Below are 14,240 nucleotides of genomic sequence, written 5' to 3'. Positions count from 1 at the left end.
CGGATCTCACCGCTGATCGCTTCGTGGCCGACCCGTTCGGTGCCGATGGCGAGCGCATGTACCGCACGGGCGACCTCGTCGCCTGGACCGCGGACGGCGAGCTGGAATACCTGGGCCGCACCGACTTCCAGGTCAAGCTGCGTGGTCTGCGTATCGAACTCGGCGAGATCGAGTCCGCGCTCACCGCACTGCCCTCGATCGCCCAGTCCGTGGTCGTGGTCCGTTCCGACGAGCGCCTCGGCGACCAGCTGGTCGGCTACCTGATCCCGGCGGCCGGTGCGAGCATCGACCTCGACGCCGTGCGCACCGAACTCGGCGGCGCGCTGCCTGCCTACATGGTTCCCACCGCCTTCGTGATCTTGGATGCCTTCCCGCTCAACGCCTCCGGCAAGCTCGACCGCAAGGCGCTGCCCGCGCCGGTGTTCGAGGCCAAGGTGTTCCGCGCCGCGTCCACCCCGATCGAGGAGATCGTGGCGGGCACCTTCGGCGACGTGCTCGGCGTGACCCGCGTCGGCGCCGACGACGACTTCTTCGAACTCGGCGGCAACTCGCTGCTGGCCACCCAGGTCACCGCCCGCATCGGCGCCGCCCTGGACACCCAGCTCTCGGTGCGCGACCTGTTCGAGGCCTCGACGGTCTCCGCACTGGCCGCCCGCGCCGAGCACAACGCGGGCTCCGGCCGGACCCGTCCGCGCCTGACCGCGGGGGAGCGGCCCGCCGTCATCCCGCTCTCGCCCGCCCAGCAGCGCTACTGGTTCCTCAACCAGTTCGACACGTCCACCTCCGCGGTCGACAACATCCCCCTCGCCGTCCGCCTCACCGGTGAACTCGACGTGCCCGCGCTCGAGCAGGCCATCGGCGACGTGTTCGCCCGCCACGAGATGCTGCGCACCACCTACCCGGGCTCGCCCGACGGCCCGCACCAGGTGATCCTGCCCATCTCGCAGAGCCGCGCCGTGGTGCACCGTATCTCGGTCACCGAGGCCGAATTGCTCGGCAGCGTCATCGAATTCGCGATGACCACCTTCGACGTCACCCAGGAGGTGCCGCTCAAGGTCGCGCTGTTCGAACTGAACGAGACCGACCACGTGCTCGCGTTCACCGTGCACCACGTCTCCGCCGACGGTTCCTCGATGGGTCCGCTGGCCCGCGACATCATGGCCGCCTACGTGGCCCGCGTGCAGGGCGAGGCGCCGCAGTGGGCGCCGCTGCCCGTGCAGTACGCCGACTACGCGCTCTGGCAGCGTGAGGTCCTCGGCGACGAGACCGATTCCGAATCCCTCGCCGCCAAGCAGGTCGCGTACTGGGCCGAAGCGCTCGCCGGGCTGCCCGACCAGCTCGAACTGCCCGCCGACCGGCCGCGCCCGCCCGCGCAGTCGTTCCAGGGCCAGGCCATTCGCTTCGAGATCGACCCGGTCCGCCACGCGGCCCTGCACGAGCTGGCCAGGGCGAACAACGCCTCGCTGTTCATGGTCGTGCACGCCGCGCTCGCGGTGCTGCTGGCCCGCCTGTCGGGCACCGACGACATCGCGGTCGGCACCCCGATCGCGGGCCGTGGTGAACGCGAACTCGACGACCTGATCGGCATGTTCGTCAACACCCTGGTGTTCCGCACCGCCGTCGACCCCGGCGCCTCCTTCGCCGAACTGCTCGCCGACGTGCGCAACCGCGACCTGGAGGCCTTCGCCAACGCCGACGTGCCGTTCGAGCGTCTCGTCGAGGTGCTCAACCCGGTCCGCTCCACCGCGCGCAACCCGCTGTTCCAGGTGGGCCTGTCGTTCCAGAACCTGGCCGACACCACCTTCGAACTGCCCGGCCTGACGGTCAGCGCCGTCGACTACGACTCGCAGCTGGCCAAGACCGACCTGCATGTCACCCTCTACGACCGCTACACCGACGACGGCGCACCTGCCCAGCTGGTGACCGAATTCGGTTACGCCATCGACCTGTTCGACGAGTCGACGGTTCAGAGCTTCGCGGACCGCTTCCTGCTCGTCCTCGACGCGGTCGCCGCCGACGCCACCATCCCGGTCGGCGACATCGACCTGCTCACCACGCCGGAATCCGAGCGGATCGTCACCGCGTGGAACGACACCGCGCACGCTGTCGACACCGACGCCACCCTGGTGTCGCTGCTGGACGCCACTGTGGCGGCCACGCCCGACGCGATCGCACTGGTCGTGGACGAGCCGGAGTCCGACGCGAACGGTCTGAGCGTCGGCGGTCGTCGTGAGCTGACCTACGCCGAACTCGATGCCGAGGTCAACCGCCTTGCGCGGCACCTGATCTCGCGCGGCATCGGCACCGAGGACCGGGTGGCTCTTGCCATCCGCCGCTCCGCCGAGCTGATCATCGCGATGTACGCGGTGGCCCGCACGGGCGCGGCCTACGTGCCGATCGACCCGGATCAGCCTGCCGAGCGCACCGACTACATCCTGGAAACAGCCGCACCCGCTGTCGTGCTGACCACGGCGAACGCCGAATTCAGCACGGCGGCAGCCGAAGTGGTTGTTCTCGACGAGCTCGACCTGAGCGATGTCAGCGATGCCGCGATCACCGGGCGCACCCTGGTCCCCGCGAACACCGCGTACGTGATCTTCACGTCCGGCTCGACCGGCAAGCCCAAGGGTGTCGCGGTCTCGCACGGTGCGATTGTCAACCAGTTGCTGTGGGAGACGGCTGAATTCGGCATCGGCGCCGACGACGCGGTGCTGCTCAAGACCGCCGCCACCTTCGACCTCTCGGTCTGGGAGTTCTGGACCGCCGCCGTCGCGGGCGCCCGCCTGGTGGTCGCCACCGCCGACGGCCACCGCGACCCGGCCTACCTCAACGACCTGATGCGGGCCACCGCCGTCACCACACTGCACGCGGTGCCGTCGATGCTCGACGCGCTGCTCACCGAATCCGGTGCGGCGCTGCCGCGCACGCTGCGCCGCGTCCTCGCCATCGGTGAGGCGCTGCCCGCCGCGACCGCGCAGCGTTTCCGCACGGCCAACACCGCCGCGCTGTTCAACCTCTACGGCCCGACCGAGGCCGCGGTCTCGATCACCAGCCACGCGGTCACCGACGCCGACACCGTCTCGGTGTCGATCGGTGCGCCGGAGTGGAACAGCCTTGTCTACGTGCTGGATTCGCGCCTGCGCCCGGTCCCGGTCGGCGTCTCCGGCGAGCTGTACCTGGCCGGTGCCCAGCTGGCCCGCGGCTACTACGGCCGCGCCGACCTCACCGCCGACCGCTTCGTCGCCGATCCGTTCGCTGCTTCCGCGGCTGGAACCGCCGGCGAACTCGGTGCCCGGATGTACCGCACCGGCGACCTGGTGGCCTGGAATGCCAACGGCGAATTGGACTACCGTGGCCGCACCGACTTCCAGGTGAAGATCCGCGGTTTCCGCATCGAACTCGGCGAGATCGAAGCCGCGCTACTGCGTCAGCCCGGCATCACCTCTGCCGCCGTTCTCGCCCACACCGATCCCGTCGTAGGCGATCGCCTGGTCGCCTACGTCGTCGCCGGTACCGCTGCTGATGCCGCCGTGGTGGACGCCGTGACCGGGGACGCCCAGACCGTAACCGCCTTGAACGCCGACGCCGCGCAGTCTCGCTCCGCCACTGAGCTCGACAAGCTGGCCCTGCGTGCCGCACTGGCCGCCGAGCTGCCGTCGTACATGGTCCCGACTGTGTTCCTGCAGCTCGACGCCCTGCCGCTGAACGCCAACGGCAAGCTCGACCGCAAGGCGCTGCCGGAGCCCGAGGTCGAGAAGGCCGTGTTCCGCGCGCCGGTGAGTCCGAGTGAACAGCTCGTCGCCGCCACCTTCGCCGAGGTCCTTCGCCTCGACGCCGACAAGCGGTTCGGGCTCGACGACGACTTCTTCGCCTGGGGCGGTAACTCGTTGCTGGCTACGCAGGTCGCGGCTCGCCTGGGTGAGTCGCTCGACACCCGCATCCCCGTGCGTCTGCTGTTCGAGGCATCGACGGTGGCCGCGCTGGCCCAGCGGGTCGAGCAGCATGCCGAGACCGGTGATCGCAAGGCGCTGACCGCCGGTCCGCGCCCCGAGCACATCCCGCTCTCGCTCGCGCAGCAGCGGATGTGGTTCCTCAACCGCTTCGACACTCAGTCGGCCGCCTACAACGTGCCCGTCGCGGTCCGCCTCACCGGCGACCTCGACGTGAACGCGCTGCGTGCGGCGGTCACCGACCTGGTGACCCGCCACGAGATCCTGCGCACGATCTACCCGCAGCTCGGGGTGGGTCAGGGGGCAGGGGGCGCTGCTGGTGCGGCACAGGTGATCCTGTCGCCCGCACAGGCCGCGCCGGAGCTGATCGAACGCACGGTCGCCGCCGACGAGGTGGAATCGGCTGTGGCGGAACTGATGTCGACGATGTTCGACGTCACCGTCGAGGTCCCCCTCAAGGTCGCACTATTCCGCGTCGAGAACGCTGAATCTGATGGCGATGCTCTCGAGGGCCCTGCGTGGTCACGCTCCGCTACCTCCTCCGGGCCCGCCGGGAGCATCGCGGGCGACTTCGTGCTGGCCCTGGTCGTGCACCACATCTCCGGTGACGGTTCCTCCGTCGCCCCGCTGACCCGCGACCTGATGACCGCCTACGCGGCCCGCTCCATGGGCTCCGAGCCCGGCTGGGCACCCCTGGCCGTGCAGTACGCGGACTACAGCATCTGGCAGCGCGACCTCCTCGGCAGCGAGGACGACGCCGACTCGATGGCGTCCAAGCAGGTCGCGCACTGGAAGCAGGCCCTCGCGGACCTGCCCGATCAGCTCGACCTGCCCGCCGACCGCCCGCGCCCCGCGGTGCAGACCTTCGCCGGCAGCAAGGTCGACCTCCAGATCGACGCCGACACCCACCGCGCGCTGGTCGAACTGGCCCGCGCCGAGGGCGCGACGCTGTTCATGGTCGTGCACACCGCCCTCGCGGTGCTGCTCGCCCGCCTGTCCGGCACCGACGACATCGCCATCGGCACCCCGATGGCCGGTCGTGGCGAAGCTGCACTCGACGACATGATCGGCATGTTCGTCAACACCCTGGTGTTCCGCACCAAGGTCGACGGCGGCGAGGCGTTCACGCAACTGCTGGCCCGCCAGCGTGAAGACGACATCGCGGCGTTCGCCAACGCCGACGTGCCGTTCGAGCGCCTGGTCGAGGTACTCAACCCGGTCCGCTCGACCGCGCGCCACCCGCTGTTCCAGGTGGGCCTGTCGTTCCAGAACCTCAGCCGCGCCACCCTGGAACTGCCCGGCCTGACGGTCTCCGGCCTCGACATCGCCACCGAGCTGTCGCAGTTCGATTTGCACCTGATCGCCACCGACCGCTACGGCGATGCCGGTGAGCCCGAAGGCATTTCGGGTCTGTTCACCTACGCCACCGACCTGTTCGATCACGCCACGGTCGAAGGTTTCGTGGAGCGCTTCGTCCGCTTGCTCGGCGCGATCGTCGCCACCCCGCGCACCGCGGTCGGCGATATCGAGCTGTTGGCCCCGGCCGAGCGCACCCAGATCCTCGATGCCCGCAACGCCACCACCTATTCGGTCGACACCGAGGCCACCCTGGTCTCGCTGCTCGACGCGACCGTGGCCGCCGACCCGAAGTCGACCGCTTTGGTCACTGACGACGGCGCCCAGCTCACCTACGCCGAACTCGACGCGAAGGTGAACCGTCTCGCCCGGCACCTGATCTCGCTGGGTGTGGGCCCGGAGTCCCGTGTCGCGCTGGCCATGCGGCGCTCGGTGGATCTGGTTGTCGCGATGTACGCGGTAGCCAAGTCCGGTGGCGCGTACGTGCCGGTCGATCCCGATCAGGCAGCCGAGCGCACCGACTACATCCTCGAGACTGCGGCACCGGTCTGCGTGCTGACCAACGCCGAGTTCGCCACCGATGCCGCACCGGTCGTGCGGATCGACGAGCTTGACCTGGAATCGATCGCTGCCACACCGATTTCCGATGCCGAGCGCACCGAACCGCTGCGTCCGGAGAACACCGCCTACGTGATCTTCACGTCCGGCTCCACCGGCCGCCCGAAGGGTGTGGCCGTCCCGCACGGCGCCATCGCCAGCCAGCTGCAGTGGAAGCTGATCGAGTTCGGCATGGACGCCGCCGACGCGGTGCTGCTCAAGACCGCCGCCACTTTCGACCTCTCGGTCTGGGAGTTCTGGTCGGCCGCGGTCTGCGGTGGCCGCCTGGTGATCGCCTCGGCCGACGGCCATCGCGACCCGGCCTACCTCAACGAGCTGATGGCCCGCGAATGGGTCACCACCCTGCACGTGGTGCCGTCGATGCTCGACGCGCTGCTCGCTTCCGGGATGCCGGATTCGCTGTGGCGGGTCCTGGCGATCGGTGAGGCACTGCCGGGCTCGCTGGCTCAGCGCTTCCGAGCCGAGTTCGGCCGCACCGAGCTGTTCAACCTGTACGGCCCGACCGAGGCCGCGGTGTCTATCACCTCGCACCGGGTGAACGCCGCCGACCAGGCCTCGGTCTCCATCGGTTCGCCCGAGTGGAACAGCCAGGTCTACGTGCTCGACGAGCGTCTGCGCCCGGTGCCCGACGGTGTCGCCGGTGAGCTGTACCTTGCAGGCGCGCAGCTGGCTCGCGGCTACTACGGTCGCCCCGACCTGACCGCCGATCGCTTCGTGGCCAACCCGTTCACCCCGGGTACCCGCATGTACCGCACCGGTGACCTGGTGGCCTGGCACAACCGCGAACTCGACTACCGCGGCCGCACCGACTTCCAGGTGAAGATCCGCGGTTTCCGGATCGAACTCGGCGAGATCGAAGCCGCGCTGCTCGCGCTGCCCGAGATCGCCCAGACCGCGGTGATCGCCAAGTCCGATCCGCGCACTGGTGATCGCCTGGTCGCGTACCTGGTCGGTGCCGCGACGACACCCGCTTCGGGTGCACCGGCGGATGACGTGGCCGACGGCCTCGATCAGCCCTCGACTGCCGCGGATATCGATGTGGCACAGGTCAAGTCGACGCTCGCCGCCGGGCTGCCGTCCTACATGGTGCCCACCGCGTTCGTCGTGCTGGACGCGCTGCCGCTCAACGTGAACGGCAAGCTCGACCGCAAGGCGCTGCCGGAGCCGGAGTTCGAGGCGCAGGCCTTCCGCGCGCCGTCGACCCCGATCGAGGAGATCGTGGCGGGCGTGTTCGCCGATGTCCTCGGCGCCGATCGTGTCGGCGCCGACGACGACTTCTTCGCCCTCGGCGGCAACTCGCTGCTGGCCACCCAGGTCACGGCCCGCCTCGGTGCCGCCCTGGACAGCCGGGTGCCCGTGCGCCTGCTGTTCGAGGCGTCGACCGTTGCCGGTCTCGCGGTGAAGGTCGAGCAGGGTGCGGGCGCCGGTGGGCGTCGCGCGCTGGTCGCCGGGACGCGTCCCGACCAGGTGCCGCTGTCGCTCGCGCAGCAGCGCATGTGGTTCCTGAACCAGTTCGACACGGCTTCTTCGGTGAACAACATCCCCGTCGCCGTCCGCCTGTCGGGCGCGCTGGATGTCGAGGCGCTGCAACTGGCCGTCGCCGATGTGCTCGCACGGCACGAGACCCTGCGCACGGTGTACCCGTCGACCGACGGCACCCCGCACCAGGTGATCCTGCCGGTCGAGGGCAATGTGCCGGACCTGACGCCGGAAACCGTTGCCCCCGAACAGATTCGCGACAAGATCGCCGAAGTGATCGCTACCGGCTTCGATGTGATCAGCGAAGTTCCGTTGCGCGCCAAGCTGCTCCGCGTTGCCGCCGACGCGACGGCCGCGGGCGATGCTGTCGTGACCACCGGCAGTGCCACAGGTGCGACGCGGGCCGGGTCGGACTCGGCGGACGAGTACGTCCTCGTCTTCGTCGCTCACCACATCAGCGCCGACGGCTGGTCCATGGGCCCGCTGACCCGCGACGTGATGATCGCCTACGCCGCGCGTGCCGCCGGTGAGGCCCCGGGCTGGGCGCCGATGCCGGTGCAGTACGCCGACTTCAGCGTCTGGCAGCGCGAGGTGCTCGGTTCCGAGACCGACGAGACCAGCCTCGTCGCCCAGCAGGCCGACTACTGGAAGCGCGCACTCGCCGGTGTCCCCGACGAGCTGAACCTGCCCCTCGACCGGCCGCGTCCGAGCACGCAGTCCTTCGCCGGTGGCCGGGTGCTGTTCCCGATCGGTGGCGACATCCACGCCGGGCTGTCCGCGATCGCTCGCGAGCAGAACGCGACGCTGTTCATGGTCGTGCACACCGCGCTCGCGGTATTCCTGGCGCGCATGTCGGGCACCGAGGACATCGTCATCGGCACCCCGATCGCGGGCCGCGGCGAAGCCGAACTCGACGACGTGATCGGCATGTTCGTCAACACCCTCGCCCTGCGCACGCAGGTCGGCGGACAGCTGAGCTTCGCCGAGCTGCTGACCCAGGCCAAGGAAGCCGATCTGGCCGCCTTCGCCCACGCCGACATCCCGTTCGAACGCCTGGTGGAACTGCTCAACCCCGAGCGCTCCACCGCGCGGCACCCGCTGTTCCAGGTGGCGCTGTCGTTCGAGAACCTGCCCGACGCCAGCTTCGAGCTGCCGGGTCTGTCGGTCTCGGCGGTCGACTTCGACGTCGACACCGCCAAGTTCGACCTGCTGCTCACCGTGCGGGAAGCGGCAGCCGGAGACGACGCGGGCGCCTACGCCGAGTTCTCCTACGCCAGTGCGTTGTTCGATCAGTCGACGGTGGAGAAGTTCGCGCAGCGCTTCCAGCGTCTGCTCGCCGAGGTCGTCGCCGACACCACCACCCCGGTCGGTGACCTCGAACTCCTCGACAGCGCCGAGCGCACCGAACTGCTCACCCGCACAGGCGGTCCCGCCGCTTCGGTGAGCACCCTGCCGGAGCTGCTGACCCAGGCCGTCGCGACCAACCCGACCGGTCAGGCCATCGTCGCGCCGGGCGAGTCGGCCTCGCTGACCTACGCCGAGCTCGACGCGGCTTCCTCGCGCCTGGCTCGTGTGTTGATCGAGCGTGGTGCGGCACCGGAAACGGTCGTCGCCATCGCCATGCAGCGTTCGCTCGACACCACCCTGGCCATCTGGGCCGTCAGCAAGACCGGTGCGGCGTTCCTCCCTGTCGATCCGAAGTACCCGGCCGAGCGCATCGCGCACATGATGTCGGACTCCGGTGCGGCACTGGGCATTACGGTCTCGTCCGAGGTCGGCCACCTGCCCGCGCCCGCACAGGGTGACTGGCTGGTTCTCGACGACGCCGCCGCTCAGACGGAGATCGCCGCGCAGTCCGATGCCCCGATCGCCGAGGCCGAGCGCCGCGGCGCGGTCCGCCCCGGCAACACGGCCTACATGATCTACACCTCGGGTTCGACGGGCCTGCCAAAGGGCGTAGTCGTCACCCACGCCAGTGTGCCCAACTTCGCCGCCGCCCAGGTCGCGCAGTTCGGTCTCGACAAGAACGCACGGACCCTGGCGTTCGCGTCACCGTCGTTCGACGCCTCGATCCTCGAGTTCCTCCTCGCGGTCGGCTCGGCGGGCACGCTCGTCATCACGCCGGTCGGCGTGGTCGGCGGCGAGGAACTGGCCGACATCATCACCAGCCAGCAGCTGACCCACGTGTTCCTCACCCCGCTGGTCGCGGCGTCGATGGAACCCGCGGCACTGGCCGGACTCGAAGCGCTGATCGTCGGTGGCGACAAGGCCCCCGTCGACCTGGTCGCGAACTGGCACAGCGCGGGCACCGACCCGGCGCACCACCGGTTCTACAACGCCTACGGTCCGACCGAGGCGACCATCGCCACCAACCTGTCCGATCCGCTGCTGCCGGGCGACACCATGAACATCGGTGGCCCGATCGCGGGCGCGACCGTGTACGTGCTCGACAACCGCCTGCGCCCGGTTCCCGAGGGTGTAGCCGGTGAGCTGTACCTCGGCGGGGTCCCGCTGGCCCGCGGCTACCACGCGCGCCACGGCCTCACCGCCGAGCGTTTCGTGGCCAGCCCGTACGCCGACGGCGAGCGCCTCTACCGCACCGGCGACGTCGTCGCCTGGCGCACCGTCAACGACAAGCCGGTCGTGGAATACGTGGGCCGCAACGACTTCCAGGTGAAGATCCGCGGTTTCCGCATCGAACTGGGCGAGATCGACGCGGTCCTCACCGCGCACGACGACGTCGAGTTCGCCGCCACCATCGGCCGCAAGACCGACGCGGGCGCCACCATCCTGGTGTCCTACGTGCGCGGCAACGTCGACCCGGCCGCCCTGGTCGAATACGCGGCGCAGCACCTGCCCGCGCACATGGTGCCCGCCGCCGTGATGGTCCTCGACGAGATCCCGCTGACCCCCGCGGGCAAGCTGGACCGTCGCGCACTGCCCGAGCCCGTTCTCGCTCCGCGCGAGTTCCGCACGCCGACAAGCGAAGTCGAGGCGATCATCGCGACCGTCTTCGCCGAGGTGCTCGGTGTCGACGCCGTCGGCCTGGACGATTCGTTCTTCGCTCTTGGCGGCGATTCGATCCTGTCCATCCAGCTGGTCTCGCGCGCCAAGGATCGCGGCGTGCTCTTCAAGCCGCGCGATGTGTTCGAAAAGCGCAGCGTGGCAGGGCTTGCCGAGATCGCCGTGCTCGCGGGCGACGCCGAACAGATCGTGCTCGAGGAACTGCCGGGCGGCGGTGTCGGCGATATCCCGATGCTGCCGATCATGCGCCAGATCCTGGCCGGCGGCTCCACCTACGACCGGTTCTCCCAGTCGATGGTGCTTCGCCTGCCCGAGAACATCACCGCCGAGGTCCTGCACGCCACGATCGGCGCGGTCTTCGACCACCACGACGTGCTGCGTTCGAGGGTGGCGCACGGTGAAAACGGTTGGATCTTCGAGGCTTTGGCGCCGGGCGAGGTCGATGTGACCACGCTGGTGCGCCGGGTCGAGGTGCCCGGTGACATCGCCGACGATCAGCTGTCCAAGCTGGCCAGTATCGAATACGACGAGGCCATGGGCCGTCTCGACCCCGCGAACGCCGCCATGGTGCAGTTCGTCTGGTTCACCTTCGGCGAGCCCACCGAGGGTCCCCGCCGTCGCGACGCGCTGCTCATCGTCGGCCACCACTTCGTGATCGACGGCGTCTCCTGGCGCATCCTGATCCCGGACCTCGGCATGGCCTGGGGCCAGATCGCGGCGGGCCAGCAGGTCGCGCTGCCGGTCAACGGCACGTCGATGCGTCGCTGGGCACACAGCCTGGTGGAGCAGTCGCAAGACCGTCGCGCGGAACTGCCGTTCTGGCGCGAGGTCTCGGCCACCGCCGACCCGCAGCTGGGCGCGCGGGCGTTCGACCCGCAGGTCGACACCTTCGCCACCGTCGACCGGGTGCAGGTCACCCTCTCGCCCGAGGTCACCGACGCGGTCCTCACCGCGATCCCCGGCCTCTACCACGGCGGCGTCAACGACGGTCTGCTCACCGCGCTCGCGCTGGCTGTATCCCGTTGGCGTGGAGACGAATCCGGTACTGCGGCGCTGATCAAGCTGGAAGGCCACGGCCGCCAGGAAGAGATCGTCGCCGGTGCGGATCTGTCGCGCACCGTCGGCTGGTTCACCACAGCCTTCCCGGTCCGCCTGGATCTGGCCGGTGCTGATCTCGACGACGCGTTCGCCGGTGGCGCCGTGCTCGGTGACGTCATCAAGTCGGTCAAGGAGCAGATGCTCGCGGTGCCGGACAAGGGCATCGGCTTCGGCATGCTGAAGTACCTCGACGGTGCCGACCTGCCGAGCGTGGGCCAGATCAGCTTCAACTACCTCGGTCGCGCGACCGCGGGCGAGATTCCCGCCGAACTCGCCGAACTCGGCTGGGTGCCGGTGGCGGATCTGGGTCAGCTCGACGCCGAGATGGACCTCGACATGCCCGCCAACGCGACCCTGGACATCAACGCCATCGTCAACGACGGCGACGAGGGCCCGCAGCTCGGCGCGAACATCGCGTTTCCGAAGGGTCTGCTCACCGCCGAGCAGGCGCAGGAGTTCGCCGACCTGTTCGTGGCCGCGCTCACCGCGCTCGCCACCCACGCCCAGCGTGCCGACGCGGGTGGTTTCACCCCGTCCGACATGCAGCTCGTGCGGGTCGGCCAGTCCGATCTCGAGCTGTGGGAGCGCGACTACCCGGCGCTGTCGGAGGTATGGCCGCTCTCGCCGCTGCAGGCGGGCCTGATGTTCCACGCCATGCTCAGCTCGGCGACCGTCGACGTCTACACCGTGCAGGCCGTGCTCGACCTGACCGGCACCCTCGACACCGAGCGGCTGCGTGGCGCGGCCCAGGCCGTGCTCGACCGGTACCCGAACCTGCGGACCGCGTTCGTCACCGATTCTGCCGGTCAGCCGGTGCAGGTGGTGCTGTCCGAGCTCGAGGTGCCGTGGCGCGAGGTCGACCTCACCGACCTGCCCGAAGACGAGCGGATGCCGCGCATGCGACAGCTGCTGCAGGCCGATCAGGCGAACCAGTTCGACATGGCCACCGCGCCGCTGATCCGCTTCGGTCTGTACACGACCGGCGAGGGCACGGCGCACCTGGCGATCACCGTCCACCACATCCTGGTCGACGGCTGGTCCATGCCGCTGCTCATGCGCGACCTGCTCGTGCTCTACGCGGTGCACGGTGACCTCACCGCGCTGCCGCGGGTGGCGTCCTACCGCAACTTCCTGTCCTGGCTTTCGGGCTGGGATCGTGAAGTGTCGCTGCAGGTCTGGGCCGACGCGCTGGCCGGGGTCGAAGGCCCCACCCAGCTCGCGCCCGCGCCGCGCACCGAGGAACGCTACGAACTCGGCAAGGTCATCGTCGAGATCGACAACGACCGCACCAGGGCGCTCGGCAAGTTCGCCGGCGAGCTCGGTGTCACCGTGAACACGATGCTGCAGACCGCGTGGGGCATCGTCGTCGGACGCCTGACCGGGCGTGACGACGTGGTGTTCGGCGCGACCGTCTCCGGCCGCCCGGCGGAACTGCCCGGCGTGGAGTCCATGGTCGGCCTGTTCATCAACACCCTGCCCGTGCGCATCCAGATCGACGACCGGATGACCGCGGAGAAGCTGACCCAGCGGGTGCAGTCCGAGCAGGCCGAACTGCTCAGCCACCACTTCGTCGGCCTGTCCGACATCCAGCGGGTGGCGGGCATGGGCTCGCAGTTCGACACGCTGGTGGTGTTCGAGTCCTACCCGATGGACAAGGACGCCGTCACCGCGGCGAGCTCGATCGACGGCATGCAGGTCACCGGTGTGGGCCTCGACGACGCCACCCACTACCCGCTCACGCTCGTGGTGATGGCCGAGTCGACCATCGAGATCACGATGAAGTACCTGACCAGCACCTTCACCGCCGACGAGGTCCGCACACTGTCGCAGCGCCTGCTGCGCGTGCTCGACGAGCTGCTCGACAACCCGAACGGCCTGGTCGGCGACATCGACATCCTCGATGCGAGCGAACGTGCCCAGCTGCTCGCCGATTCCGGTCTGACAGCTGCTGTTTCGGCTCCGGTGGCGTCCGGTGTCGGCGCGCAGACGGTGGCCAAGGTGCTCGCCGAGGTCGTCGAAGCCGACCCGCAGGCACCCGCGCTGTTGCGTGGTGACAGCGAAATCGCCTACAGCGCACTGGATCGCAAGTCCTCCCAGCTGGCCCGGGTGCTCATCGCGCGCGGTGCGGGCCCCGGCGACGTGGTCGCGATCTCGCTGCCCCGCAGTGTGGATTCGGTCCTCGCCGCCTGGGCGGTGCACAAGGCAGGCGCCGCGGTGCTCTTCGCCGGCGAACTCTCCGGTGTCGAACTCGCCGCTGCCGGAGCATCCTTCGGCATCAGCGCCGACCCGGTCGCCGGCGTAGCGGGCCAGTGGCTGACCCTGTCCGACGTCGAAGACGAGATCGCCGCAGCCGCAGCACATCCCGTCTCCTACGCCGACCGAGTCCGCCCCCTCGCCGAAGTCCACCCGGCCTTTGTGCTGGTCGCCGGCGAGAACACCACGGTCCTCAGCCAGTCCGAAGCGGTAGCCCTCGCCGAGCGCCTCCGCGACGAACACAGCATCGACTACGAATGCACCACCTACACCACCCACGCCTCCGGCCCGGCCGCCATTCAGGAATTCCTGGTGTCGTCCACCGCCGGTGCGCTGTCGGTGTTGCCCGATGGCGCGGTCGAAGACGACCTGGCCGAGGGCGAGGTCACGCACTGGTTCGTCGCCGCGGGCGACCCGACCGACGCGGTCGAGGGTGAGGTCACGGTGATCGCTGCCGAGTAG

At 69.6% G+C, this 14,240-nt stretch carries 1 protein-coding gene (running past one end of the window); it reads left to right on the top strand.

The window, feature by feature from the left end; all coding sequences use genetic code 11:
* Positions 1-14,240: the end of a non-ribosomal peptide synthase/polyketide synthase gene (locus ACQHI0_RS24585; RefSeq protein WP_427904174.1), read on the top strand. The gene continues 30,352 nt to the left of window position 1, outside the view; only the last 14,240 of its 44,592 coding nucleotides appear in the window; its start codon lies off the left edge, out of view; it ends in the stop codon at positions 14,238-14,240.

Source organism: Nocardia sp. FBN12, from assembly GCF_050320175.1.
In the GTDB taxonomy this organism is placed as follows: Bacteria; Actinomycetota; Actinomycetes; order Mycobacteriales; family Mycobacteriaceae; genus Nocardia.
The sequence above is the reverse complement of the archived record's forward strand: the minus strand, read 5'-3'. Positions and strand labels throughout refer to the sequence as shown.